At 61.2% G+C, this 26,597-nt stretch carries 25 protein-coding genes; 13 read left to right on the plus strand and 12 right to left on the minus strand.

Translation table 11 applies throughout. The features are described from left to right. Window positions 1-135 precede the first annotated feature (135 nt). Window positions 136-978, minus strand: coding sequence for an iron uptake transporter permease EfeU (gene efeU / locus KGB27_RS01580; RefSeq protein WP_223552787.1), 843 nt, complete (start codon window positions 976-978; stop codon window positions 136-138). 293 nt (window positions 979-1,271) lie between these two features. Here efeU and KGB27_RS01585 point away from each other — a divergent pair, with 293 nt between their 5' ends. The 6 genes from KGB27_RS01585 (at window position 1,272) to KGB27_RS01610 (ending at window position 8,241) form a co-directional block, all read left to right on the plus strand. Further along, window positions 1,272-2,288 carry an AraC family transcriptional regulator gene (locus KGB27_RS01585; RefSeq protein WP_223552789.1) on the plus strand — a complete coding sequence of 339 codons (1,017 nt, stop codon included), beginning with the start codon at window positions 1,272-1,274 and terminating at the stop codon, window positions 2,286-2,288. A 250-nt stretch (window positions 2,289-2,538) separates the two neighbouring features. Continuing rightward, a complete protein-coding gene (locus tag KGB27_RS01590; protein WP_008026523.1) occupies window positions 2,539-4,203 on the plus strand; it encodes an AMP-binding protein in 1,665 nt (554 codons plus the stop codon). 16 nt (window positions 4,204-4,219) lie between these two features. After that, window positions 4,220-4,981 (plus strand): SDR family NAD(P)-dependent oxidoreductase, encoded by a 762-nt coding sequence (locus tag KGB27_RS01595; protein WP_008026522.1) that lies wholly within the window; start codon window positions 4,220-4,222, stop codon window positions 4,979-4,981. A 12-nt stretch (window positions 4,982-4,993) separates the two neighbouring features. Next, a complete protein-coding gene (locus KGB27_RS01600) occupies window positions 4,994-6,187 on the plus strand; it encodes an acetyl-CoA C-acyltransferase (RefSeq protein ID WP_223552791.1) in 1,194 nt (397 codons plus the stop codon). A 139-nt stretch (window positions 6,188-6,326) separates the two neighbouring features. Further along, window positions 6,327-7,454, plus strand: coding sequence for an acyl-CoA dehydrogenase (locus KGB27_RS01605; RefSeq protein ID WP_008026517.1), 1,128 nt, complete (start codon window positions 6,327-6,329; stop codon window positions 7,452-7,454). Window positions 7,455-7,467: 13 nt separating this feature from the next. Then, on the plus strand, window positions 7,468-8,241 hold the full coding sequence (locus KGB27_RS01610; RefSeq protein WP_008038367.1) for an enoyl-CoA hydratase: 774 nt from the start codon (window positions 7,468-7,470) through the stop codon (window positions 8,239-8,241). Between the two features lie 116 nt (window positions 8,242-8,357). Here the strand turns inward: KGB27_RS01610 and KGB27_RS01615 are convergent, their stop codons facing one another. Next, entirely contained in the window at window positions 8,358-9,509 is a 1,152-nt protein-coding gene (locus KGB27_RS01615; protein WP_008026512.1) for an acyl-CoA dehydrogenase family protein, read from the minus strand. A 3-nt stretch (window positions 9,510-9,512) separates the two neighbouring features. Further along, window positions 9,513-10,619 carry an enoyl-CoA hydratase/isomerase family protein gene (locus tag KGB27_RS01620; protein WP_008038371.1) on the minus strand — a complete coding sequence of 369 codons (1,107 nt, stop codon included), beginning with the start codon at window positions 10,617-10,619 and terminating at the stop codon, window positions 9,513-9,515. A 448-nt stretch (window positions 10,620-11,067) separates the two neighbouring features. Here KGB27_RS01620 and KGB27_RS01625 point away from each other — a divergent pair, with 448 nt between their 5' ends. The 7 genes from KGB27_RS01625 (at window position 11,068) to astA (ending at window position 16,884) form a co-directional block, all read left to right on the plus strand. Next, complete coding sequence (locus tag KGB27_RS01625; protein WP_223552795.1) at window positions 11,068-11,847, plus strand: transporter substrate-binding domain-containing protein; 780 nt, start codon at window positions 11,068-11,070, stop codon at window positions 11,845-11,847. 75 nt (window positions 11,848-11,922) lie between these two features. After that, entirely contained in the window at window positions 11,923-12,648 is a 726-nt protein-coding gene (locus KGB27_RS01630; protein ID WP_008038374.1) for an ABC transporter permease, read from the plus strand. After that, window positions 12,645-13,355 (plus strand): ABC transporter permease, encoded by a 711-nt coding sequence (locus KGB27_RS01635; protein WP_008026504.1) that lies wholly within the window; start codon window positions 12,645-12,647, stop codon window positions 13,353-13,355. Before KGB27_RS01630 ends, KGB27_RS01635 begins: the two co-directional genes overlap by 4 nt. A 51-nt stretch (window positions 13,356-13,406) precedes the next feature. Beyond that, entirely contained in the window at window positions 13,407-14,168 is a 762-nt protein-coding gene (locus tag KGB27_RS01640) for an ABC transporter ATP-binding protein (protein ID WP_008038375.1), read from the plus strand. A 12-nt stretch (window positions 14,169-14,180) separates the two neighbouring features. After that, on the plus strand, window positions 14,181-14,660 hold the full coding sequence (locus KGB27_RS01645) for an Lrp/AsnC family transcriptional regulator (RefSeq protein ID WP_008026500.1): 480 nt from the start codon (window positions 14,181-14,183) through the stop codon (window positions 14,658-14,660). Between the two features lie 254 nt (window positions 14,661-14,914). Continuing rightward, window positions 14,915-15,853: a citrulline utilization hydrolase CtlX gene (ctlX, locus tag KGB27_RS01650; RefSeq protein WP_008038378.1), complete on the plus strand. Its 939-nt coding sequence runs from the start codon at window positions 14,915-14,917 to the stop codon at window positions 15,851-15,853. Beyond that, window positions 15,850-16,884 (plus strand): arginine N-succinyltransferase, encoded by a 1,035-nt coding sequence (astA, locus tag KGB27_RS01655; RefSeq protein ID WP_223552797.1) that lies wholly within the window; start codon window positions 15,850-15,852, stop codon window positions 16,882-16,884. The genes ctlX and astA overlap by 4 nt, the downstream gene beginning before the upstream one ends. A 51-nt stretch (window positions 16,885-16,935) precedes the next feature. Here the strand turns inward: astA and KGB27_RS01660 are convergent, their stop codons facing one another. The 9 genes from KGB27_RS01660 to argH all read right to left on the minus strand — a co-directional run bounded on the left by KGB27_RS01660 (window position 16,936) and on the right by argH (window position 26,420). Continuing rightward, the gene (locus tag KGB27_RS01660; protein ID WP_008026493.1) at window positions 16,936-17,643 is read right to left on the minus strand and encodes an HPP family protein; all 708 of its coding nucleotides are present in this window, start codon (window positions 17,641-17,643) and stop codon (window positions 16,936-16,938) included. Between the two features lie 159 nt (window positions 17,644-17,802). Next, a complete protein-coding gene (locus tag KGB27_RS01665; protein ID WP_008026490.1) occupies window positions 17,803-18,981 on the minus strand; it encodes an MFS transporter in 1,179 nt (392 codons plus the stop codon). Between the two features lie 150 nt (window positions 18,982-19,131). Continuing rightward, window positions 19,132-20,481 (minus strand): MmgE/PrpD family protein, encoded by a 1,350-nt coding sequence (locus KGB27_RS01670; RefSeq protein ID WP_223552799.1) that lies wholly within the window; start codon window positions 20,479-20,481, stop codon window positions 19,132-19,134. Then, a complete protein-coding gene (locus KGB27_RS01675) occupies window positions 20,478-21,365 on the minus strand; it encodes a polysaccharide deacetylase family protein (RefSeq protein ID WP_207284293.1) in 888 nt (295 codons plus the stop codon). Before KGB27_RS01675 ends, KGB27_RS01670 begins: the two co-directional genes overlap by 4 nt. Continuing rightward, on the minus strand, window positions 21,358-22,200 hold the full coding sequence (locus KGB27_RS01680) for a polysaccharide deacetylase family protein (protein ID WP_223552801.1): 843 nt from the start codon (window positions 22,198-22,200) through the stop codon (window positions 21,358-21,360). The genes KGB27_RS01675 and KGB27_RS01680 overlap by 8 nt, the downstream gene beginning before the upstream one ends. Window positions 22,201-22,340: 140 nt before the next feature. After that, window positions 22,341-23,165 carry an ABC transporter substrate-binding protein gene (locus tag KGB27_RS01685; protein ID WP_008026483.1) on the minus strand — a complete coding sequence of 275 codons (825 nt, stop codon included), beginning with the start codon at window positions 23,163-23,165 and terminating at the stop codon, window positions 22,341-22,343. A 38-nt stretch (window positions 23,166-23,203) separates the two neighbouring features. After that, window positions 23,204-23,968, minus strand: coding sequence for an amino acid ABC transporter ATP-binding protein (locus KGB27_RS01690; protein ID WP_008026481.1), 765 nt, complete (start codon window positions 23,966-23,968; stop codon window positions 23,204-23,206). A 10-nt stretch (window positions 23,969-23,978) separates the two neighbouring features. After that, window positions 23,979-24,857: an amino acid ABC transporter permease gene (locus KGB27_RS01695; protein WP_008026479.1), complete on the minus strand. Its 879-nt coding sequence runs from the start codon at window positions 24,855-24,857 to the stop codon at window positions 23,979-23,981. A 135-nt stretch (window positions 24,858-24,992) separates the two neighbouring features. After that, the gene (gene argH / locus KGB27_RS01700; protein WP_223434211.1) at window positions 24,993-26,420 is read right to left on the minus strand and encodes an argininosuccinate lyase; all 1,428 of its coding nucleotides are present in this window, start codon (window positions 26,418-26,420) and stop codon (window positions 24,993-24,995) included. Between the last annotated feature and the right edge of the window lie 177 nt (window positions 26,421-26,597).

The raw sequence follows: 26,597 nt of genomic DNA on the forward strand, positions 1-26,597 counted from the left end.
GGGGAGGGGCTTGATTTGACATGGGTGCCCTTACTGACTGGAAAAAATGCATTGGCGTACGCCCACCCTGTGGGAGCGAGCCTGCTCGCGAAAAAGCCACAGGCGCCGCTGGGCATCTGGTTTTACGCGTTATCGTTAACGACCATCGCGAGCGGGCTCGCTCCTACGGAGGGCAGGTGGCGCCGGGAGAAAAAACATCACCAGCGCCACCACCAGGTAAATCAGATAAGCGCCGAGGGTGCTGACGGTGGGCGCGTCCTGGTAGCCGAACATCCCGGCCAGCACCGAGCCCAACGGGCCGTCCATTGGCAGCGTGGCGCTGAAGTCGAACAGCACGGTTTGCAGGTGATTCCAGACCCCGGCTTCATGCAGCGCCTGTACCGAGTTGGCGAGAATGCCGGCGGCCACCACGAGGATGAACAGCCCTGTCCAGCGAAAGAACGCGCCGAGGTTCAGGCGCATGCTGCCGGTGTAAATGAGGAAGCCAACGATGATCGCCAGAATCAGGCCGAGCAGGGCGCCAATCGGGGCCGCCGGGCCTTCGCTTTGCTGGAACACCGCGAGCAGGAAAAACACCGTTTCCAGGCCTTCCCGGGCGACGGCGAAAAACACCATGGCAATCAGCGCCGTGACCTGATGTTTAGAGCCAGCCAGCGCCTGATCGAGGGAGACGTGCAGCGAATGCTTGATCGAACGCGCCACCTTGCGCATCCAGAACACCATGGAACTGAGGATGCCGACCGCCACCAGGCCGACCACACCTTCAAACAGTTCCTGTTGTTTCTGCGGGAACTCAGCGCTGACCAGTTCCAGACCACCGCCCACCAGCAGGGCCAGTGCCGCAGCGAGAAACACACCAATCCAAACGGCCGGCATCCACTGGCCACGACCGGTTTGCTTGAGGTAACTGGCGATGATGCCGACGATCAATGCGGCCTCGATGCCTTCGCGCAGCATGATCAGAAAAGGAACAAGCATTCAGCACCGTCGTGGAATTAGATAGGGTGCTAATTTGTAACATAATGACACTCATTCCCAAATGCCAATAGTTGACATTTACCTGAACCTAACCTGAACAACCCTCAACATCGCCCAAGTACCCCCTGTAGGAGCGAGCGGTGCGGCGATCCGACTTGCCCGCGAAGAGGCCATGTCAGTCACTGTGGATGTTGAATGACACACTGCTTTCGCGAGCAAGCTTCGCTCCTACGGAACTGTGTCGCTGTGCGCTACTATGCCCTCCACTCAAACAACAGGGCACACCCCGCGCAATGTCGGAAAAAGACACCATTTCCATTCAACTGGTGCGTGAAGCGCTGTTGCAAAGTTGCGCCCCTGGCGCGGCCACCGATGAGGTGTTGAACAAGGTCGGTATCGATCCGGCGCTGCTGGAGTCCGCCGTTGCCCGCGTCCCGGCCACGGCCTATGCGCGTTTGTGGCGGTTGCTGGCCCGACGTGGCGACGATGAGTTTTTTGGCATGGACCCGCGCAAGCTCAAATCCGGCAGCCTGGAGTTCCTGTGCCGCTGCTCGATGGTCCAGTCGAGCCTTGCTGCCGGCCTGACTTCGGGGCTGGGGTTTCTGTCGTTGATGCTCGAACACCTGCCCGCGCAGCTGGTTCGTCAGCAAAGTCTCGCGGAAATCGTCCTGCTGGAAGACGACCAGGACCCTCGCCGCGCGTTCACCTATTTCACCTACTGGATGATCGTTCACGGTGTTGCGTGTTGGCTGGCCGGGCGGCGGATTCCGATTCTGGCCATCGAGTTGCGCTGCCCGGAACCGGATTTCTGTGATGACTATCAGGTGATGTTTTCCGAGAACCTGCGTTTCGACCGGCCGCGCACTCGAATGATTTTTTCGGCCGATTGCCTGGACCTGCCGATCAAGCGCAGCGCGGAAGAACTCAAGCGCTTCCTGGCCCATGCGCCGGCCAATATTCTGGTCAAGTACCGCGACCCGGAGAGTCTGGCGAGTCGGATCAAGCACGATTTGCGGCAATTGCCCGCCGAACAGTGGCCGGAAACCGAACCTCTGGCACAGCAACTGTGCATGTCGGCCTCGACCTTGCGGCGGCGGCTTGCGGAGGAGGGGCAGACCTATCAAGGCCTCAAGGACAGCGTGCGCAAGGAACTGGCCATTGTCTGGCTGGCGGAGCCAAGTATCAGCTTCGCCGAAATCGCCACACGGCTGGGGTTTGCCGATGCGAGCTCGTTCTACAAGGCGTTTCGCAAATGGTCGGGGTCGAATCCGGGGCATTATCGGAGTTTGATTCTGACCGAAGCGAGCTGATCCGGGTTTTGTGGTGATTGGGCGGGCCTCTTCGCGGGCAAGCCTCGCTCCTACAGAGAAATGCGATCCCCTGTAGGAGCGAGGCTTGCCCGCGAACGCGTCAAACCGGGCGCCACATCTGTTGGATCTTGGCCAAACCAGTCAGACAACTTGATAGCTTTGACCATTGCCCCCCCCCCCGCGCAGAGCGAGTATTTCGCTGTTGGTTACGCTTCCCCCAACCTAATAAAAATACCGAGGGATTCTGGCAATGCGCGATTACTTGTCTGCCACGTCACAGTTCAATTATCAGCACACCGTCGACGCCGCACTCGCGGGGAACCTGACGGCCCTCAATGCCTGTGTCGAGTGTTGCGACCGGCATGCGTTACCAGGTCGCATCGCGCTGTTCTGGGAAGGTCGCGACGGTTCCAGCTCTACGTACACCTTCAGCGACTTGCAGGACAAGGCTGCACGTTTCGCCAATTTCCTGCTGGCGCAGGGCGTAAAAAAAGGCGACAAGGTCGCCGGCCTGCTGCCGCGCAATATCGAATTGTTGATCACCGTGTTCGCCACCTGGCGCATCGGCGCGGTGTATCAGCCGCTGTTCACCGCGTTCGGCCCCAAGGCCATCGAACACCGCTTGAGCAGCTCCGGCGCCAAAGTGGTGGTGACCGACGCGGTCAATCGCTCGAAACTCGCTGAAGTCGCCGACTGCCCGACCATCGTCACCGTCGGTGGTGCAAAAGGCCAGGGCATCGTCCGTGGCGATTTCAGTTTCTGGGCCGAACTGGCCAACTATTCCGCTGACTGCGAACCGGTGCTGCTGACCGGCGAAGACCCGTTCCTGCTGATGTTCACCTCCGGCACCACCGGCCCGTCGAAAGCGTTGTCGGTGCCGCTCAAGGCAATCGTCGCGTTCGAGAGTTACACCCGCGACGCCGTGGACCTGCGCCCTGAAGACGCGTTCTGGAACGTCGCCGATCCGGGTTGGGCCTACGGCATCTATTTCGGCGTCACCGGGCCAATGGCGATGGGGCATCCGATCACCTTTTACGATGGCCCGTTCACCCTCGAAAGCACCTGCCGGGTGATCAACAAGTACGGGATCACCAACCTCACTGGCTCACCAACCGCCTATCGTCTTTTGATCGCCGGTGGCGATGAGTTCGCTAAGTCGATCAAAGGCAAGTTGCGCATCGTCAGCAGCGCCGGCGAGCCGTTGAACCCGGAAGTGATCCGCTGGTTCGCCGACAACCTCGGCGTGGTCATTCACGACCATTACGGCCAGACCGAATTGGGCATGGTCCTGTGCAACCACCACGGCCTCGATCATCCGATCCACATGGGCGCCGCCGGTTTTGCTTCGCCGGGCCACCGTATCGTGGTGCTGGACGAGGAGTACAAGGAACTGGGTGTCGGCCAACCCGGCATCCTCGCCATCGACCGCACTCAATCGCCAATGTGCTGGTTCAACGGCTACGAAGGCGCACCGACCAAAGCCTTCGTCGGCAACTATTACCTGAGCGGCGATACCGTCGAGTGGAACCCGGACGGCAGCATCAGTTTCGTCGGCCGCAGTGACGACGTAATCACCACCTCCGGCTACCGTGTCGGCCCGTTCGACGTGGAAAGTGCGTTGATCGAACACCCGGCCGTCGTCGAAGCCGCCGTGGTGGGCAAACCCGATCCGGAGCGCACCGAACTGGTCAAAGCCTTCGTCGTGCTCAGCGCGCAATACCGCGCCGCGCCGGAGTTGGCCGAAGAACTGCGCCAACATGTGCGCAAACGTCTGGCCGCGCACTCTTACCCACGTGAAATCGAATTTGTCAGCGAGTTGCCGAAAACCCCAAGCGGCAAATTGCAGCGCTTTATCTTGCGCAACCAGGAAATCGCCAAGGCTCAAGAGGCCGCAGCGAAGAACGTTTCAGCTTGAATCCAAGGAAACAATGATGCAGATCGAAAACAAGGTTTTTCTCGTCACCGGCGGTGCCTCCGGGCTCGGTGCGGCCACCGCTGAAATGCTGGTCGCTGCCGGCGCCAAAGTGATGCTGGTGGACATGAACGCCGAAGCGGTCGCGGCCCAGGCTGAACGTCTCGGCGCGCAAAGCGTGGTCGCGGACATCAGCAATGAAGCGGCGGCGGAAGCGGCAGTGCAGGCCACGGTCAAAGCCTTCGGTGGCCTGAACGGTCTGGTCAACTGCGCCGGCATCGTGCGTGGCGAGAAGATCCTCGGCAAAAACGGTCCGCATGCACTGGCCAGTTTCAGCCAGGTGATCAACGTCAACCTGATCGGCAGCTTCAACATGCTGCGTCTGGCGTCGGCGGCCATCGCCGAAACCGAGCCGGATGCCGATGGCGAGCGCGGTGTGATCATCAACACCGCATCCGCCGCGGCCTATGACGGCCAGATCGGCCAGGCGGCTTATGCGGCATCGAAAGGCGCGATTGTCAGCCTGACCTTGCCGGCGGCTCGTGAACTGGCGCGCTTCGGTATCCGTGTGATGACCATCGCCCCAGGGATTTTCGAGACGCCGATGATGGCCGGCATGACCCCGGAAGTCCGCGATTCCCTTGCCGCTGGCGTGCCGTTTCCACCACGTTTGGGCAAACCGGCCGAGTACGCGCAGCTGGTCAGGCATATCATTGATAACAGCATGCTCAATGGCGAGGTGATCCGTCTCGACGGTGCCTTGCGCATGGCCGCCAAGTAAGGAGGATTTGTCATGACCCTTTCCCACGATCCAATCGTTATCGTCAGCGCCGTCCGTACCCCGATGGGCGGTTTCCAGGGCGAACTGAAAAGCCTGACTGCACCGCAATTGGGTGCCGCCGCGATTCGCGCCGCGGTTGAACGCGCCGGTGTTGCGCCGGACGCGGTTGAAGAAGTGCTGTTTGGCTGCGTGCTGCCCGCCGGCCTCGGCCAGGCCCCTGCGCGCCAGGCTGCACTGGGCGCCGGGCTGGATAAATCGACCCGCTGCACCACCCTGAACAAGATGTGCGGTTCCGGTATGGAAGCGGCCATCCTGGCCCATGACATGCTGCTCGCCGGCAGTGCCGATGTGGTGGTGGCGGGCGGCATGGAAAGCATGTCCAACGCGCCATACCTGCTGGACCGCGCCCGCAGCGGTTATCGCATGGGCCATGGCCGTGTGCTCGACTCCATGTTCCTCGACGGCCTGGAAGACGCCTACGACAAGGGCCGCCTGATGGGCACTTTCGCGGAAGATTGCGCTGAAACCAACGGCTTCAGCCGCGAAGCCCAGGATGCCTTTGCCATCGCTTCGACCACCCGCGCGCAGCAGGCGATCGAGGACGGCAGCTTCAAGGACGAGATCGTGCCGCTGACCGTGACCGTCGGCAAAGAGCAAGTCGTCATCAGCAACGATGAGCAGCCGCCGAAAGCCAAACTGGACAAGATTGCCTCGCTGAAACCGGCCTTCCGCGAAGGCGGCACGGTGACGGCGGCCAACTCCAGCTCGATTTCCGACGGTGCGGCGGCGCTGGTGCTGATGCGTCGTTCCGAAGCGGACAAGCGCGGCCTCAAACCGCTGGCGGTGATCCATGGCCACGCGGCATTCGCCGACACGCCGGGCCTGTTCCCGGTGGCACCGATCGGCGCGATCAAGCGGCTGATGAAGAAAACCGGCTGGTCGTTGAATGACGTGGACCTGGTGGAAGTCAATGAAGCCTTCGCGGTGGTCGGCATGGCTGCGATGACCCATCTGGAAATCCCCCACGAGAAACTCAACGTGCACGGCGGCGCGTGCGCCTTGGGCCACCCGATCGGTGCGTCCGGCGCGCGGATCCTCGTGACCCTGCTCTCGGCCCTGCGCCAGAAAGGCCTGAAACGCGGCGTTGCGGCGATCTGCATCGGCGGCGGCGAAGCCACGGCGATGGCCGTGGAATGCCTGTACTAGGCCAACCTCACCCCTGTGGGAGCCAGCCTGCTGGCGATGCGGTATGTCATAAAAGCAGACAGTGACTGACACGACGCCATCGCCAGCAGGCTGGCTCCCACAGAGTTCTGTGTCGTACCCCGGATTTTAAGGATTTGCCATGATTCCCAATGACGAACAACTGCAGATCAGCGAAGCGGCCCGGCAGTTTGCCCAGGAACGGCTGAAACCGTTCGCCGCCGAATGGGACCGTGAGCACCGCTTCCCCAAGGAAGCCATCGGTGAAATGGCTGAACTGGGCTTCTTCGGCATGCTGGTGCCCGAACAGTGGGGCGGGTGCGACACCGGTTACCTGGCCTACGCCATGGCCCTGGAAGAAATCGCCGCCGGCGACGGCGCCTGCTCGACCATCATGAGCGTGCACAACTCGGTCGGCTGCGTGCCGATCCTGAACTACGGCAACGACGACCAGAAAGAACGCTTTCTCAAACCGTTGGCCAGCGGTGCAATGCTCGGCGCCTTCGCCCTGACCGAACCGCAGGCCGGCTCCGATGCCAGCGGCCTGAAAACCCGTGCGCGCCTGGAAGGTGATCATTACGTCCTGAACGGTTGCAAACAGTTCATCACCTCCGGGCAAAACGCCGGCGTGGTGATCGTGTTTGCAGTGACGGACCCGAGCGCCGGCAAACGCGGGATCACCGCACTGATCGTGCCGACCGATTCACCGGGCTACAAAGTCGCCCGCGTCGAAGACAAACTCGGCCAGCATGCGTCCGACACCTGCCAGATTCTGTTCGAAGACGTCAAAGTGCCGGTGGCCAACCGCTTGGGCGAGGAGGGTGAAGGCTATCGAATTGCCCTGGCCAACCTCGAAGGCGGCCGCGTCGGCATCGCTTCGCAATCGGTGGGCATGGCCCGAGCCGCGTTTGAAGCGGCGCGGGATTACGCCCGTGAGCGCGAGAGCTTCGGCAAACCGATCATCGAGCATCAGGCCGTCGCGTTCCGCCTCGCGGACATGGCGACCCAGATCGCCGTCGCCCGGCAAATGGTGCATTACGCCGCCGCGCTGCGTGACAGCGGCAAACCGGCGTTGGTCGAAGCGTCCATGGCCAAGCTGTTTGCCTCGGAAATGGCCGAAAAGGTCTGCTCTGCCGCATTGCAAACCCTCGGCGGTTACGGTTATCTGAACGACTTCCCGCTGGAGCGGATCTACCGCGACGTGCGGGTGTGCCAGATCTACGAAGGCACCAGCGATATTCAGCGCATGGTCATTTCGCGCAGTCTTTAAGAAGGAGTCCATTGTGAGTTACGAAACGATTTTGCTGGAAACCCACGGCCGTGTCGGCCTGATCACCCTGAACCGTCCGCAGGCGCTGAACGCGTTGAACGCGCAGATCGTCAGCGAACTGAACCACGCCCTCGATGGCCTGGAAGCCGATTCGAACATCGGTTGCATCGTGCTGACCGGCTCGAAAAAAGCCTTCGCCGCAGGTGCCGACATCAAGGAAATGGCTGAGCTGACCTACCCGCAGATCTACCTCGACGATCTGTTCAGCGACAGCGACCGCGTGGCCAACCGCCGCAAGCCGATCATCGCTGCCGTGAACGGTTTTGCCCTGGGCGGTGGTTGTGAACTGGCGCTGATGTGCGACTTCATCCTCGCCGGGGACAACGCGAAGTTCGGCCAACCGGAAATCAACCTCGGCGTGTTGCCGGGCATGGGCGGCACCCAGCGCCTGACTCGCGCGGTCGGTAAAGCCAAGGCGATGGAAATGTGCCTGAGCGGGCGTTTGATCGATGCGGTTGAAGCGGAGCGTTGCGGGATCGTGGCGCGAATCGTGCCAGCGGATGAATTGCTGGAAGAAGCGCTGAAAGTCGCCGCACTGATCGCCAAGAAATCGTTGCCGATTGCGATGATGGTCAAGGAAAGCGTCAACCGCGCCTTCGAAGTGAGCCTGTCGGAAGGCGTGCGCTTTGAGCGTCGGGTGTTCCATGCGGCGTTTGCGACGCAGGATCAGAAGGAAGGGATGGCGGCGTTTATTGCCAAGCGTGAGGCGGAGTTCGTCGGTAAGTGATGTAGCGTTCTCACGGACGTCTTCGCGGGCAAGCCTCGCTCCTACGGGTTATGTGTTGTTCATGCGAACACCGATAACCTGTAGGAGCGAGGCTTGCCCGCGAAGCTTTTTAAGGTTCACACCAGATAATTCTTCAACTCTCGGGCAATCACCATCCGCTGAATCTCGCTCGACCCTTCATAAATCTGCGTGATCCGCGCATCCCGGTAATAACGCTCCACCGGGTAATCCTCCAGATACCCGTACCCGCCATGGATCTGCATCGCTGAGGAGCAGACCTTCTCCGCCATTTCCGAGGCAAACAGCTTGGCCTGCGAAGCCTCCGACAGACACGGCTTGCCGGCACTGCGCAACCGCGCGGCGTGCAGGATCATCAACCGTGCAGCGTTGAGTTGCATGTGCATGTCGGCCAGCATGTTGGCGATGCTCTGGTGCTCGATGATCGGCTTGGCGAACTGCACGCGATCACGGGAGTAGGCCAGCGCCGCTTCGAAAGCGGCACGCGCGATACCCAAGGCCTGCGCGGCGATGCCGATGCGTCCGCCTTCGAGGTTGGAGAGGGCGATGGCCAGGCCTTTACCGCGCTCACCCAACAGATTGGCTTCGGGGATGGTGCAGTTGCTCAGGGTGACTGCGCAGGTATCGGAGGCGCGAATGCCCATCTTGTGTTCGGTGCGATCAACGATGAAACCGGCGGTATCGGTCGGCACCAGAAACGCCGAGATACCACGCTTGCCCAGGTCCGGATCGGTCACGGCAAACACAATCGCCAGTTTCGCCCGTTTACCGTTGCTGACGAATTGCTTGGCGCCGTTGATCACCCACTGGCCGTCGCGCAGTTCGGCGCGGGTGCGCAGGTTATGCGCCTCGGAACCGGCTTGCGGCTCGGTCAGGCAGAAGCAGCCAATGGCCTTGCCGCTGGCCAGATCCGGCAACCAGGTCTGTTTCTGTTCGTCGGTGCCGTAGTTCATGACCGGCCCGCAACCCACGGAGTTGTGGATGCTCATCAGTGCGCCCGTGGCGCCGTCGCCGGCGGAAATCTCTTCCACCGCCAGGGCGTAGGCGACGTAATCGACATAAGTGCCGCCCCATTCCTCGGGCACCACCATGCCCAGCAGACCCAGTTCGCCCATCTTCGCCACCAGACCGTCGTCGATCCAGCCGGCCTTTTCCCAGGCTTGCGCGTGGGGCGCGATTTCGCCACGGGCAAAGTCCCGGGCCATGTCGCGGATCATGACTTGCTCTTCGCTCAATTCGATATCGTGCATGGCTCAGCTCCCGCTCCGGTCAAACCCTGTGAAAAAACTCGCGACGTGTGCGGCGTCCAGCGCCTGCAAGGTCGGCGGGTTCCAGCGCGGGGTCTTGTCTTTGTCGATCAGCAAGGCGCGCACGCCTTCGATCAGGTCGCCGCGCTCGAACCACTGACGGTCCAGGTGCAGCTCCAGGGCAAAACAGTCTTCCAGACTCAGGTGCCGACCGCGCCGCAGCATTTCCAGGGTCACGCCCATGGCCAGCGGTGAACGGCTTTGCAGCAGGTCGGCGGTGGTGGTCGCCCATTCATGGCTGTCGGCAACCGTGACGTTGCGCAGTTGTTCAACAATACCCGGCACATCGGGCAGGGCGAAGAAGTGATCGATAGCCGGGCGCAGCGCTTCCAATGGCGCGTCCGGCAGTTGCTGCACGGCGAGTCGGGCCAGCAGGCCTTGCAGGTCCTTGAGCGGCGTGTCGTGCCATTCCAGCTGATCGAGTTTTTCGTCCAGCGTGGCCAGTTTGCTGCTGTCCAGATACCAGTCGGCCAGGCCGCAATAGAGCGCATCCGCCGCACGGATCTGCACGCCGCTGACGCCCAGGTAGATCCCCAGTTCACCGGGGATGCGCGGCAGGAAGTAGCTGCCACCGACGTCCGGGAAATAACCGATGGCCACTTCCGGCATCGCCAGGCGGCTTTTCTCGGTGACCACGCGTAAATCGGCGCCTTGCACCAGGCCCATGCCGCCGCCCAAGACGAAGCCGTCCATCAGGGCGAGAACCGGTTTGCGGTAATGGTGAATCGCGAGGTCGAGGGCGTATTCCTCGACGAAGAAGTCTTCGTGCAGGGTGTCGCCGTTTTTGAAGCTGTCATACAGCGAGCGGATGTCGCCGCCGGCACAAAAGGCTTTTTCGCCGGCACCGCGCAAGACCACCGCGTGAATGTTCGAATCCTGCGCCCAGGCGTCGAGCTGACGCTGCAGATTGCGCACCATGTCGAGGGTAATGGCGTTGAGGCCGGCGGGGCGGTTGAGGGTCAGGTGACCGATATGGTTGCGAACCTCGGCCAGCACGTCGTTTTGCGTGGCATCCATGGACGAAGTCCACTTCGATGAAACCTGAGCAGTCATCACTAACTCCCTGCTTTTATTGTTCTTTATAGAGAAGCTCGCGCGCGAGCGATGCTGGATCGTAACAGTGCAAATTTGCCTAGTACAACCCGGATATGTGCAGGTCTCGTGTGCATTTTTGTAATAGCGCTGAAGGATCTCCCTCTCAAGACCACCGCGGGCCGCGCTCACGACCGAATCGGCTGTGAAAACAGCCTTATCAGCGCAATCGGGGCGTCTGGAGCGGCCCTTACGACACCTGCAACAGGTTATCTGTTGGCATTCTGGCCGTGCTTTTGAAGCCGTCTGTGTCGAGGGTTTCAGGCTGGAGGCCGCAACGTGCGGCCCCTCGAACAAAACAATAAGAACGCTGTTGCGGCTCGCGCCGCACCGACTCTCTGTTCCTGCCCAAAAAGGCGGTCCGGTTCGCCAGGCCGCGATAACTCCAAACAAATCGGGACTCAAGAAGATGAATATCAAATGGCTGACTTTGCCGACACTCGCGCTGCTGTGCTGCACCACCGGCGCCCATGCCAAGGAATGGAAAGAGCTGCGATTCGGCGTCAACCCAAGCTACCCGCCTTTTGAGTCAACCACCGCCGATGGCGGCGTGCAGGGCTTTGGCGTGGACCTGGGCAACGCGATCTGTGCCGAGCTGAAACTGACCTGCGTGTGGGTCAGCAATGATTTCGACGGGCTGATTCCAGCCCTCAAGGCCGGCAAGTTCGACGCCATCGAATCGTCGATGACCGTGACCGAGCCGCGCAAAAAGCAGATCGACTTCACCGACCGTCTGTACGCCGGGCCGACCGCCATCGTCACCCGCAAGGACTCCGGGCTGCTGCCCAACGCCGAGTCGCTGCGGGGCAAGACCATCGGTTACATGCAGGGCACGATTCAGGAAACCTACGCCAAGGCCAAACTGGGGCCGGGCGGCGTGAAGCTGCGCGCTTATCAGAATCAGGATCAGGTATACGCCGACCTGGTTTATGGCCGTCTCGATGCGTCGATCCAGGACAAGCTGCAAGCGCAGATGAGCTTCCTCACATCCCCACAAGGGGCTGACTTCCAGAACAGCGAAGGCATCAGCGACCCGTTGGTGCCGTCGGAAATCGCCATCGGCGTGCGCAAGGACAACGAAGAACTCAAAGGCATGCTCAATGCCGCCATCAAGGCCCTGCACGACAAGGGCATCTACGCACAGATCCAGCAGAAGCATTTCGGCGATCTGGACCTCTACAACAACTGATCCTCGCGCCCCAAGACACTGTGCCGTGAACCGGCACAGTGTTTCATCGTGGGCGCCTCAAGACAGGTGACTGGCGTGAATTCCTTCCTGAATCTGATCGGGCTCGATGTTTCGGCCCTGCAAGGCTATGGCCCATTGTTGCTGCACGGCACCTGGGTCACGCTGAAACTGTCGGCGCTCTCGCTGCTGGTGAGCATGGCGCTGGGGCTGCTCGGCGCGGCGGCAAAGCTGTCGCCGCTGAAGCTGTTGAACCTGCCGGCAACCTTCTACACCACCTTGATTCGCGGTGTGCCGGACCTGGTGTTGATGCTGCTGATTTTCTACAGCCTGCAAGGCTGGCTGAGCAGCCTGACCGAAGCGATGGGCTGGCCGTACATGGAAATCGACCCGTTCGTGGCCGGGATTATCACCCTCGGGTTTATCTATGGCGCGTATTTCACCGAGACCTTTCGCGGGGCGATCCTCAGCGTGCCGCGTGGACAGCAGGAAGCCGCGGCGTGTTTCGGTTTGAACCGCTGGCAGCGGTTTCGTTTCGTGGTGTTTCCGCAAATGATGCGTTTCGCCTTGCCGAGCCTGGGCAACAACTGGCTGGTGTTGCTCAAGGCCACGGCGCTGGTGTCGATCATCGGCCTGTCGGACCTGGTAAAGGTCGCGCAGGAGGCCGGTAAAAGCACCTTCAACATGCTCGATTTCCTGCTGATGGCGGCGGCGCTTTATCTGCTGATCACCAGCGCGTCGAACTACGCCTTGCGTGTGTTGGAGCGACGTTACAACCAGGGCGTACGGGGGATGGCGCGATGATCGAGTTGATTGCCGAATACTGGAAACCCTTTCTGTTCAGCGACGGCGAGACCCTCACTGGCCTGGCGATGACCCTGTGGTTGCTGGTGGCGAGCATCGCGATGGGCTTTGTCCTGTCGTTGCCGTTGGCGATCCTGCGCACCTCGCGCTGGGGCTTGCTGCGCTGGCCGGTTCAGCTGTTTACCTACGTGTTTCGCGGTACGCCGCTGTATATCCAGCTGCTGATTTGCTACAGCGGGATCTACGGCATCGCAGTGGTGCGCTCGCAGCCGCTGCTCGAAGCGTTCTTTCGCGACGCGATGAATTGCACGCTGCTCGCGTTCACCCTCAACACTTGCGCCTATACCGTGGAAATTTTCGCCGGGGCGATCCGCAGCATTCCCTACGGTGAAATCGAGGCAGCCCACGCTTATGGCTTGAGCGGCTGGCGCCTGTACCTGCGACTGATCCTGCCCTCGGCGCTGCGCCGGGCGCTGCCGTATTACAGCAACGAAGTGATCCTGATGCTGCACGCGACTTCGGTGGCGTTCACCGCAACCATTCCAGACATTCTCAAAGTCGCCCGCGACGCTAACGCTGCGACCTTCATGACCTTTCAGGCGTTCGGCATTGCCGGCCTGCTGTACCTCGCGTTGTCGTTTGGCCTGGTCGGCGCATTTCGCCTCGCGGAAAAGCGCTGGCTGAGCTTTCTCGGGCCGACTCATTAATCCATTTATCCAGAGCAGCGCCGAATCGGGTGCTGCTGCAGGGGTGTCTGCATGTACAAACTCACGGTTGAAAATCTGTATAAACGTTTTGGTGACAATGAAGTGCTCAAGGGCGTCTCGTTGAATGCGCGGGCAGGGGACGTGGTGAGCATGATCGGCGCCAGCGGTTCAGGCAAAAGCACCATGCTGCGTTGCATCAATTTTCTGGAACGGGCGGACGAAGGCGCCATCGAACTCGACGGCGAACGGGTCATCACTCGCCCGGGTGCGGGTGGCATGCGCGTCGCCCATCCGGCACAGTTGCAGCGCTTGCGCACGCGCCTGGCGATGGTGTTCCAGCATTTCAATTTGTGGAGTCACCTGACCGTCCTGGAAAACATCGTGCTGGCGCCGTGCCGGGTGCTGGGCATCAGCCGCAAGGCGGCAGAGGAAAGTGCACGGGCTTATCTGGACAAGGTCGGCTTGCCGCAGCGAGTCGCCGATCAATACCCGGCGTTTCTGTCCGGTGGGCAGCAACAACGGGTGGCGATTGCCCGGGCGCTGGCGGTGGAGCCGGAAATTCTGTTGTTCGACGAGCCGACCTCGGCCCTTGATCCGGAATTGGTCGGCGAAGTGCTCAAGGTGATTCAGGCACTGGCGGAAGAAGGCCGGACCATGTTGATGGTGACCCACGAAATGGGCTTTGCCCGGCAGGTGTCGAGCCAGGTGTTGTTCTTGCATCAGGGGCGGGTCGAGGAGCAGGGTGATGCGACGATCCTCGACCGGCCAAACAGTGAACGTTTGCAGCAATTCCTATCGGGTCGTTTGAAGTGAGGCAAGACGTACATGGCGGATATCCGCGATCTGTCGATCGTGCTTGATCGTATCGATCAGGCAATCATTGAAGTGCTGCGCCATGAAGGGCGCATCACTTACCAAAAGCTTTCGGAGCGCGTGCACCTGACCCCCAGGCCATGCCTGGAACGGGTGCGCAAGCTTGAACAGCTCGGGGTCATTCGCGGTTACGGGGCGATCCTCGATGAGAAAAAACTGACACCGGGGCTGTCTTTGCTGGTGTTGGTTGCGCTGTCGAACCAGAGCGGGCGGGCGGCGCAAAAAGCCTTCGAAGCCAAGGTCCGTGCTTGCCCGCAGGTGCTGGAGTGTCGCTTGATCAGCGGCGCGTTCGACTACAGCCTGCGCATGCGTTGCCGCGACATGGAACATTACCGGGTGCTGACCGAAGTCTGGTTCGACGACCCGGAGCTGCACATCGACAAACTGGTCAGCCACCCGGAACTGGCGATGGTCAAGACCACGATGGAGTAGTGAACACCGCAGTTCCCTGTGGGAGCGAGACCGGCTTGCCGGCGATAGCGGTGTGTCATCCGGCATTGATGTCGACTGGTACGCCGCTATCGCGAGCAGGCTCGCTCCCACAGTGGTTTTTGGTGTTTGCCGAATCGGCTGGAGGGGCCGGAATCTTCAGCCGTTTCCATCACCTTAAAAACCCTTATCAACCGGGTTTTCCCGCTCCCGAAACAGACAATGAGCCTCTCTCAACCCTCATTGAATCTGTGCCCATGCAAACCACCAATACCGTTTTGATGATTCGCCCGACACGTTTCTCTTTCAATCAGGACACGGCGGCGAACAACCGTTTTCAGCGCCCGGCCGCCGTGTCCGAAGACGTTCAGCTCAAGGCCCTGCAAGAATTCGACGGCTACGTTGCCGCACTGCGCGGGCAAGGCGTCGAGGTCCTTGTGCACAACGACCTTGAGGCCCCGCACACGCCAGACTCGATCTTTCCCAACAACTGGTGGAGCAGCCACCCCGACGGCACGTTGGTGCTGTACCCGATGCAGGGCCACAACCGGCGCCTGGAGCGGGATAAAGGTGTGCTCGACTGGCTGCGCGACGAATACCGGGTCGAGCAGTTGCTGGACCTTTCCAGCCTCGAACAGCAGGAAGTCTTCCTGGAAGGCACCGGCAGCATGGTGCTGGATCGTCAGCAGCGGATTTGCTACGCCGGCTACTCCACCCGCACCCACGCCCGGGCGCTGGATGAGGTGGTCAACCATCTGGGTTACGAGCTGTGCGCGTTCACGGCGCAGGACCGTCAGGGCGTCGCGATTTACCACACTAACGTGATGATGAGCGTCGGTACGCGGCTGGCCATTGCCTGCCTGGCATCGGTCACGAACCCGAGCGAACGCCTGGCCCTGCGCTCGCGGCTGGAAGACAGCGGCAAGCAAGTCATCGCGCTGAACTGGAGCCAGCTGGAATCCTTTGCCGGCAACATGCTGGAAGTTCAAAGCAGTGCGGGCGACCCCGTGCTGGTGATGTCACGTACCGCCTGGCAAGCGTTGGACACCCGCCAGCGTCGGTTGATCGAGGCCCACACCACGCCGCTGCCGGTGAACATCGACACCATCGAACGCATCGGCGGCGGCAGCGCCCGCTGCATGTTGGCCGAAGTATTCCTGCCCAAACACCTGACTGCCAAGGAGCAAGTGCGATGATCGTCCGTCCCGCCACACCGGCTGACCTGCCGGCACTCCTGGCCCTGGCTCATAGCGCCGGGACCGGTTTGACCACCTTGCCTGCCGATGCGCCGCGTTTGCGCCAGCGTCTGGAATGGGCCGCGAAAACCTTTGCCGGCGACGCCGAGCGTGCCGATGCCGACTACCTGTTTGTGCTGGAGAACGACCACCAAGAAGCGATCGGTATTTGCGCATTGGCCGGTGCCGTCGGCCTGCGCGAGCCCTGGTACAACTATCGAATGGGCTTGTTTGTCGCGGCGTCGAAAAACCTCGGGATCAATCAACAACTGCCGACGTTGTTCCTGGGTAACGACATGACCGGGCAATCGGAGTTGTGCTCACTGTTCCTGCACGCCGATCATCGCAGCGGCCTGAACGGGCGCTTGTTGTCGAAGGCGCGGTTCCTGTTTCTCGCAGAGTTCCGTCAGCACTTCGGCGACAAGGTCATTGCAGAGATGCGCGGCTACTCGGACGAAGCGGGCATTTCACCGTTCTGGGAAGGGCTGGGGCGGCACTTTTTCAAGATGGACTTTGCCGATGCCGATTACCTCACCGGCCTGGGCAACAAGACCTTCATCGCGGAACTGATGCCCAAGTTTCCGCTGCCGACCTGCCTGTTGCCGGAAGCAGCGCGCTCGGTGATTGGCCGCGTCCATCCCAACACCGAGCCGGCGCTGGGCATGCTTCAGGCGGAAGGATTCGAACACCGCGACTACATCGACATTTTCGATGGCGGGCCGCTGATTGAATGCGCCACCGCCGACATCCGCGCGGTGCGTGACAGTCAGGTACTGCAATTGAGCATTGGCACCCCCGGAGAACAGGCGGCGACTTACCTGATTCACAACCGCCAGTTTGCCGAGTGCCGGATTACCGCAGCACCGGCGCGGGTAGCGGCGGGCACGTTGATTGTCGATGCGCAGACTGCAAAAACGCTGGGGTTGAGTGCCGGTGCATCGGTGCGGGCAGTGAGTCTGGCAGTACCGGCCAAGCAATTATCTGCGGCTTGACTCGAACCTTCAGGAGCGAGACTGCTCGCTCCTGAAGGGTTCTGTAGGGTGTCAGGTTCTGCGGCTAAGGACTTCAGTGATACTGCGCCGTTTGGCATGCAACTCACTGGCTTGAATCAACTGTTCAAGGTCTTCGGGCGTGACATCAAAGAAAGCTTCCATGTCCGCCAGCGCCCGTTTCAGATCCTGGGCAGTGATCGCCTGGCTGTCGATCGGCGGGTGATCGGCCGGCACCATCGCCACCGGTTCACTGGCGCGTCTTGGGTAACGAATGCGCGTCAGGTTGTTGTATGCCAGCGCGCTGAGCAACATCGTCGAGGCGCCGAGCATTACCGGGCCGAGAGCTTTCCAGTCCAGCGCGATGGTCGCCGGGTCTGCCAATACCAGCAGCAACGCCAAGGCACCGGCCGGCGGATGCAGGCAACGCAGCCAGCACATCAAAATCAGTGACATGCCTGCGGCCAGGCAAGCACTGCCAAGGGTTCGTCCGAGCACGTGGGCGACCAACAATGCGACCACTCCTGCGCTCAAGTAACCGCCGAGAATCGACCAGGGTTGTGCCAATGCGCCGGAGGACACCGCGAACAACAGCACTGCCGAGGCGCCCAGCGGACCGATCAGGTGCTGCGCCACTTCGATGCCGAAAACCTGTGAGCACAGCCAGACGCTGAACATCGTACCGAGGGCCATGCCGATGGCGGCACGGCTCCATTCAGAAGGTCGGGTATTGATGGCGGCGGGGAACCAGCGAGCAAACATGAGGTGAACGGTCCGTTGCAAAAGTCGAGGCAAAAAAAAGGCTTAGCTGGGATACCCAGAAAGCCCTTGAAGTCGTTCCAACTATTGGGGGAGGAACGAGGCACAGTGTGCCGCTCATTCCAGACGGAGACAAATTCATATTAATGCAGTTTCAGTGCATTAATTTTGCTGTAAAGCCACCCGGCGTCCGCTCATGAAACACAGGAAACCGCCCATGGCGGTCAGCGCGCTCAGGGCATAAAACATCGTCGGCGCCGGGGTGTGCATCAACAGGAAACCGCAAATCACCGGGCTCAGGGCACCGCCCAGGGCCGCCAGGTTTTGCGCGCCGTAGTAACTGCCGCGCAGTTCTTCCGGGGCCAGGGTGTCGACGAACAGGAACTCGGCGGGGTAAATGATCATTTCGCCGAGGGTGAAGATGAACATCGCGATGCACCACGACACCAGGCTGTCCGCCAGGCTGAAGCCGATCAGGCCGAGGATGAACAGGCTGGTGCCACCGGCAATCCAGTAGCGCAGTTGTTCACGCTTGAGGAAACGGCCGATCTGGTATTGCAGCAGGATCACGCTGATGGCGTTGCAGGCGAGCAGGGCGGCCATGGTTTCCAGGGCGCGTTTGGAGTCCTGGGTCACCAGCAGGTATTGCGACAGGTACAGGGTGAAGCGCCCATGGACCACGGTGCTGAGCAGACAGCCGCAAGTGAACATGATCAGCGTGCGGTCGTTTTTCAGGGTGATCAGGGTTTTCAGAAAGCTTTGCGGCTGCCCAATCGCCGGTGTCTGGCTCGAATCTTTCGGGATCCCGCTCATCAAAAAGATGCTGAAAAACGCAATGCCGCCGGCAATCAGGAATGGCGCAATCGGGTAGACACCGGCGATGACCACGCCGAGCATCGGCCCCGTGGCGTAACCGATGTTGGTCAGGGTGTAGCGCAGGGAAAAGGCCTTGGCACGCTGGCCCATGGGCAGGTTTTCGCTGAGGATCGCCTTCGAGCCGATCAGGAACAGCGCCGAAGCGGTTTCGGTGATCACCAGGGTCAGGGTGGTCAAATAGAGGTTTTCGGCGAAGGTCAGCAGCACGAAACCGATGGCACTGGAGAGCATGGCGAGGATCAGCAGCCGGCGCTTTTCGAGGCGGTCGATGATGTAGCCGCCGTAGAGCGCGAGCAGGGTGGCGATGAACACCGCGATGCCCAGCAGCAAGCCAACGTCCTGTTGGTTGAGGCCCAGTTTGTTGCTCAGGAACAACGTGAGCAACGGGCTGGTGATGGCGCGGCTGACGACGATGGTCAGCGATACGATCATCAACCGGCGGATAACAAGCGAGTAAGTGGCCACGGTGGGGCAAATGTCCTTATTCAGATTTCAGGGTGTTCGACGGTGTACCGTGTCGCGCCATTCGCGGGCAAGCCTCGCTCCTACACGGTTGCGCTGCCCCTGTAGGAGCGAGGCTTGCCCGCGAAGAGGCCCGCACAGGCAACGCAAAATTCAACTCAACCACCGATCCAGCGCAGCAACCGATTCCAATGCTTCCAACCGCCACAACTGCCCGATCAGTTCCTCTGCCTGCAACCTCGGCATCACCCGCACCGCCAGACTGAAAAACTTCTGTTCCAACGCTTCATCACTCAACGGATTACCCGGCGCACCCAGTGGCGGGTCGACGCACAGGCTCGCCTGCCGACCGTCCACCGTCCGCACGCTCACCACGGGCTCGCCATCCTCTGACAGTTGCGGGTCCACTACAAGACGAATGCGCGACATCCACAGCGCAATCTGCGGAACACGCCGTTGCTCGTCGTCATACGCCTCCAGCCGGCAATGCCCATGAACCAAGCGTGCGGCGAGGGCGTACGGCAAGCTCATCTGCGCCGCCGCGAGGCTGCTCACTTCCTGAGCGCCGCACATGTCCTGCAGAAACCCGCACAGCGAAACCTCAAGGTCTTCAACCTGATCGACATCCACCTGCAGTTGATCCAGCAACAACCCCAACGCGTCGATGGCCGAATGCGTGCCACGGCACGAGGCGTACGGCTTGATCGAACAGCGGGCGAGCTTCCACACGACGCCCAGGTCGGCATCCAGTGCCTCTGGTTGTGCCGTCTCGCCGGCCAGGGTTTTCAGGAAACCGCCCCAGACATCATCGAACAGCTTCGACGGCCCGGTGATGCCTTGCTGCGCAAACCGTGCTGCCAGCAATCCACCTTCGGCGGCGCGCCCGCTGTGCAGTTTTTTACTCTGCGAGCCGTCGTGGATGAAGGCCCACAAGCCGCCGCTGAAACTGCCGGCAATGCCCAGTGCCGAGAGCATTTGTCCGGCGTTCAAACCCAGGATGCGTGCACTTGCCGCCGCCGCGCCAAACACGCCGCAGGTGGCGGTGGAATGCCAGCCGGCACCGTTGTGCGCCGAATAACCACCACAGGCTTCGAGCACGCGGCGGCCGACTTCGTAACCGATGACCACCGCCGTGATGAACTCGCGACCACTGACAGGCCGCGTGGACATCGAAACAGCGGCCATCACCGCCGGCAGCACCACTGCGCCGGAATGGTCACAGCCACCGGTGTCATCCAGTTCCAGCGCATGCGCGGCGACGCCGTTGAGCATCGCAGCCTGAGCGGCACCGACCCGCAGGTCCGCGCCCCAGACCAGCGTGCCGCCGGTTTCGCCCGCGAACACCAGGCGCGCCTGTTTCGCCACATCGCTATCAGCCCCGGCCAGCGTCGCGCCAAAGGTGTCGAGAATGTGCCGTTTGGCTTGTGCAACCAGTGCCGGGGGCAAGTCTTCAAATCGTGTGTCGACGCAAAACTGCGCCAGTCGTTGCAAACGCTCGGTCATAGGAGGTAGTCCCGATAATGCCGTTCGTACACTGACGCCGGGTGATCCTCGGTCACAGGCGTCGCAGAATCGGCCCACCACTGAGCGACTTCGGCTCCGGTGGCGATCCACACGTCGTTGTGTTGCTGAATGCCCTGCAGCAATTCGCGCAACACGCCGATCCGTCCCGGCGTGGCAATGATCTCCGGGTGCAAACGCAGCACGTAACACAGCCCGAAGCGGTGAAACCCTGCAAAGTCCATTTGCAGGTTGCCCAGGGTGTGGCTGTAGGAAGCGATCCGCGATTGCGCCGGCGGCACCGCCGGGCTCAGGTTGAACGCGAAGTAGGGTTCGTCTTCCAGCTCGTAGTGCAAGGGCAGTTCAATCACCTGCGGCGCAGTGGGATGTGCGAACGGCAAATCATCGCCGCGCCAGGAGGATGACCAATGAATGCCTTGATCCCTCAGCGCCTCGATGAACCCCGGCGCGCCATTGCCGGCGGGGATGCGAAACCCCGTCGGACGCTGGCCGGTCAATGCTTGCAGAGCCTCGCAGCCGGCGGCAATTTCGGCGCTCTGCTGCGCCAGATCGAGGGTGTCGTAGTTTTGATGGCGATACCCGGCGCAGGCAATTTCATGCCCACCGGCCTGAATCGCCTGAAGGTGTTCGGGGTTTTCTTCGGCGACGATGCCGGGGACAAACCAGCTGCTGCGAACCCCCAGCTCCTTGAACAAACCCAGCAGACGCTCGACGCCGCGCTGGCTGCCGTAACGCCATACAGACAGTGTCTTGTCGCGCCCGGCGACTTCCGGCGCCTGGGTGAGAATCCCGTGAATATCGTTGTAATCGACGGTCAGTACCACGGCGCAGCGATAGCCGTCGGGCCAGACGATGGAATCAGCCATGGTGATGCTCCTTCAGCCACCACTGGGCGACGTCGCGGCAAGTGGCAAACCACACGTCGTCGCGCTGACGCATGTGTTCGAACAGTTTTTCCAGCAGCAGGATGCGTCCCGGTTTGCCGGTGATCTTGGGGTGGAACAGGGTGGTCAGGCACAACCCCTCACTCATGGCGCCGTCGTACTCGCGGCACCAGTTGTCCAGAGTCAGCTCGTAGCTGGCCGTGCGGTCCAGTCCCGAAGGAAAGTCCGGCGCGCGGGTGTAGGCGAGGGAGGCGTAGTCGTCCATTTCCCAGCGCCCGGGTATTTCCACCAGTGGCGTGTCGAACCCCGGCACGTTCACCAGGTACGGCCGGTCGTCGCCGCGCATGCTGCTGGAGTAGGTCACGCCGGCTTCCACCAGCATCGCCGGGGTCTCGGCGCGCCAGTCGCCGGACGGCGTGCGGAAACCTTCGGCGCGGATGTTCAGGTGTTTCCAGAACACCTCGCGGGATTTCTTCATCACGTCCTTTTGCTGGTCCAGCGTCAGGGCGTAAAAGGATTCGTGTTTGTAGCCGTGGTACGCCACTTCATGCCCGCGCTCGACAATCGCCTGGCACTGTTTCGGCCAGTTCTCCACGACCCAGGCCGGAACGAAAAACGTGGTCGGGATGCGGAAGTCGTCGAGCAGGTCGAGAATCCGTGGCAGCGCCCGGTAGGGGCCGTAACCACCAAAACCGAAGTACTCGGGCTTGTGCCAGATCGAGCCGTTGAGCATCGCATCGCCGGTGGGGCCGTCGAGGTCGAAGGCCAGGGCAAGGCAGGCCTTGTGCTGGTCGGGCCAGGTTGGGGAGGACGACATCGTTGGTGCTCCGTTCTCAATAGTCGAAACGCAACCAAACCTGTAGGAGCCGGCTTGCCGGCGATGGCGGTGTGTCAGTCAACATTCATAGCGACTGATCCACCGCTATCGCCAGCAAGCTGGCTCCTACAGGGCAAGCATTACTTGCCGGCGTTGATGGTTGCCGTCTTGATTGCGCCCAGCTCCAGGTCCCATTTTTTCAGGATGGTCTGATAGCTGCCGTCATCGATCATGCTCTGCAACGCAACCTTCACCGCTTCGCTCAGCTCAGGCTTTTTGTTGCTCAGGCCCATGCCGGAGAACTGCACGGAAATCGGCTGGCCGACCGTTTTGTACATGTCCTTTTCCTGAGTCTTCAGGTACGACAAGGTCTCGCTGCCTTGCATCGCGGCATCGATACGGCTCTGACGCAGTTGCGCACGGGCATCCGCCGAGCCTTCGGTGCCGATCACCACGATGGCCGGTTTGCCGGCGGCTTCGCAGTTGGCCTTGCTGTATTCAGCGATTTCCGCCGGGAACGTGGTCCGGCGGCTGGTGCCGACTTTCTTGCCGCACAGGTCGGTGATTTCGTTGAAGTCCTTGTTCTTCTGCAGGGTGTAGAACTGCGGACCGCTGGTGAAGTAGTCGACGAAGGTCACGCTGGCCTGACGCTCTTTGGTGTCGGTCATGCCCGACAGCACCATATCCACGCGGTCGGTGGTCAGGGCGTTGATCATTTGCTCGAAGCCGGTTTCCTGCCATTTGATCTTCACGCCCAGACGTTCGGCCAGGGCGTTGCCCAGATCAACGTCCACACCGGTGAGGGTGTTGGTGGCCGGATCCTTGAAATCCATCGGCGGGTAGTTCGGCATGATCGCGACGACGATCTCGCCTTTTTCCTTGATGCTGGCCGGCAATTCGGCGGCGAAGCTGACGCTGGATGCCATCAGGCCTGCGAGTACTGCTGGGATTACGATGTTCTTCATGGTCGTTCTCTTATGTGTGTTGTTACGCCAGCCGGCGCTTAGGTTCGAACGGCAGAAATGAAGCTTTGGGTGCGCGGGTTTTGCGGACTTATTAGTATTTCTTCGGGGCTTCCTGCCTCCACGATCTGCCCGCCGTCCATGAACACCATGCGGTTGGATACTTCGCGAGCGAAGCCCAGTTCATGGGTGACGACGATCATGGTCATGCCGGATTGCGCGAGATCGCGCATCACCGACAGCACCTCACCGACCAGTTCCGGGTCGAGTGCCGAAGTGGGTTCATCGAACAGCATCAGCTTGGGCCGCATGGCCAATGCGCGAGCAATGGCGACACGTTGTTGCTGACCACCCGAAAGCTCGATCGGGTAGCTGTTGCGCTTGTCGGCCAGGCCGACGCGGGCGAGCAGTTCCAAAGCTTCTTCGTGCGCCTCCTTGGGCGAACGCTTGAGCACCTGGCACGGCCCTTCGATGATGTTTTGCAGCACAGTCATGTGCGGAAACAGGTTGAAACGCTGGAACACCATGCCGGTGGCCAGGCGTTGACGGGCGATCTGCGACTCGTTGAGTTCGTGCAGTTTGTTGCCGACGATGCGGTAACCCACCAGCTCTCCGTCGACCCACAGGCCGCCCTTGTCGATCTTTTCCAGCTGGTTGACGCAACGCAGCAAGGTGCTTTTGCCGGAGCCGGACGGGCCGATGATGCACAGCACTTCGCCTTGCTCGACTTCGATGTTGATGTCCTTGAGGGCGTGGAAATGGTCGTAATACTTGTTCAGGCTCACGGCCTTGACGATGCTTCTCATGTTCAACTCCTCAAGAACGCTTGCCGGCGCCGCGAGCGAAACGACGCTCCAGACGGCTTTGACCAAAGGACAGCACGGTGACCGTGGCCAGGTACCAGATACCCGCGACGATCAGCAGCTCCATCACCCGGGCGTTGGCGTAGTAGATGTTCTGTGCGTTGTAGAGCAGCTCCGAGTACTGGATGACGCTCGCCAGCGAGGTCATTTTCACCATGCCGATAAACTCGTTGCCGACCGGTGGAATGATGATCCGCATGGCCTGCGGCAGGATGATCCGGCGCAGCGCTTGCAGGCGTGGCATGCCGATCGACTTGGCGGCTTCGTACTGCCCGGTGTCCACCGACAGCAGGCCGGCGCGCACCACTTCAGCGGTGTAGGCGCCCTGGTTGATGCTCAAGCCGAGGAGGGCGGCCACGAACGGCGTCATCAGGCTCACGGTGTCCATTTCGAACACGCCGGGGATCCCGATGGTGGGGAAGATCAGCGCCAGGTTGAACCACAACAGCAGTTGCAGGATCAGCGGCGTGCCACGGAACAGCCAGGTGTAGGTCACCGCCACGTAGCGCAGGATCGGGTTGGCCGACATGCGCATGATCGCCGTGATCACCCCGAACACAATGCCCAGCCCCATCGCCAGCACGGCCATGACGATGGTATTGAGCAAGCCCCACATGATCGCCTGGGACGTGAGGAACTGGCCGATGTACGACCACTCGATCTTGCCCTCGGCGAAGGCCCGCACCAGGCCGATGATCGCGATGACGATGACCGTGGCGAAAAAGATCCGCCCGTAGTAACGCCGTGGCACGTGATCGTACTGGGTGATATCGAACTGGTTTTCCGCCAGTTTGCGCTCCGCCTGGAGTCGTTCTGCCTGAGTCTGGCTCATGTTGTTTCTCCGAACACTGGTATTACATTCCCTTTGTAGGAGCCGGCTTGCCGGCGATGGTGTGTCAGCTAAAACGGTGTCGGCTGACACTCCATCGCCAGCAAGCTGGCTCCTACAAGGGTTTTGCGTTGTCTATCAGAGGCGGAAGCCCTGATAGTTCTCGGTCCATTCGTGTTGCGCGGCGAGGGCGGTCTTCAACCGGCCGATCTGCTCGCGTACCTGCTGCGGCGCCGTACCCCCCCAACCACTACGGGCGGCGATGGCGGCTTCCAGCGTCAGGCTATCGCGCACTTCCGGGGTCAGGCGCGGATCGATCTCGGCCAACAGTGCCGGCGAGGCTTCCCACAACTCGATGTCGTGTTTCTCACAGGCCTGAACCAATGCGCCGGTGATTTCATGGGCTTCCTTGAACGGTACGCCGCGCACTGCCAGCCAGTCGGCCACTTCGGTCGCGAGGGTGAACCCGAGCGGTGCCTGACGGCGCAGCTCTTCAACGTTGACCTTCATGGTCGCGACCATCCCGGCCATGGCGGGCAGCACCAGCAGCAAGGTGTCGACGCTGTCGAGCACGCCGTTCTTGTCTTCGCTCAAGTCGCGGTTATACGACAGCGGCAGGGATTTCAGGGTGGAGAGCAGGCCGGTGAGGTTGCCGATCAGGCGACCCGCCTTGCCCCGGGCCAGCTCGGCAATGTCCGGGTTTTTCTTCTGCGGCATGATCGAGCTGCCGGTGGCGTAAGCATCGTCCAGTGCGACCCAGCGAAATTGCCGCGAGGACCACAGGCAGAATTCTTCCGCGAGGCGCGAAATGTTGATCCCGAGCATGCTGGCGATAAACAGGAACTCGGCGACGTGATCGCGGCTGGCCACGGCGTCGATGGAGTTTTCGCACACGCCGCTGTAACCCATTTCCTTGGCCGACTGTTGTGGCAGGCGCGCGATGGCGGAACCGGCCATGGCGGCGGCGCCGAGTGGCGACAGCGAGGTGCGGATATCCCAGTCCACCAGCCGTTGCACGTCACGCAGCATCGATTGGGCGTGAGCGAGCAAGTGGTGAGCAAAGACGATCGGTTGCGCCTGTTGCAGGTGAGTGAAACCGGGGCAGATGCTTTCGATGTGTTGTTCGGCCTGGTCGACCAGCGCTTGCTGCAAGGCCAGCACTTCGACGGCCAGGGTGCGCACGTGGTCCCGCAGGAACAGACGCAGGTCGTTGGCGGTCTGGTCGTTGCGCGAACGGCCGGCGCGCAGCTTGCCGCCCAATGGGCCGAGGCGCTCGGTCAGCAGGCGTTCGATGAAGGTGTGGACGTCTTCGTCATCCAGCGTTGGCGCGATGCTGCCGGCCTTAAAGTCAGCGCCGATACCTTCCAGCGCGGCCAGCATGGTGTGGGTTTCCTGCTCGCTCAACAGCCCGGCGCGCTGCAGTTCACGGGCATGGGCCTTGGAACCGGCGAGGTCGTACGGGGTCAGGCGAAAGTAGCGCTCAGGGCAACGGGACAGGGCCGCCAGGGCTTCGGATGGGCCGCTTTTGAAGCGGGCACCCCAGAGACGGTCGGTGGTTTGAGACATTGTTGTTTTCCTCGTCGGTAAAGCGAACTGAAATTGATGCGCAGAGCCGGGAAGACCCGCCGGAAATAATTCGGGCGTGGTTCGGCCTAAGCAGTTTTCAAGAGGGCAGTTGCAGCGTTGCGAGAGCTGATCGAAGTGTCAGCTTTTAGTAGTTCGAAATCAGTGAGTTGGCACTGA

This window comes from Pseudomonas sp. BF-R-01 (assembly GCF_019946615.1).
GTDB lineage: Bacteria > Pseudomonadota > Gammaproteobacteria > Pseudomonadales > Pseudomonadaceae > Aquipseudomonas > Aquipseudomonas migulae.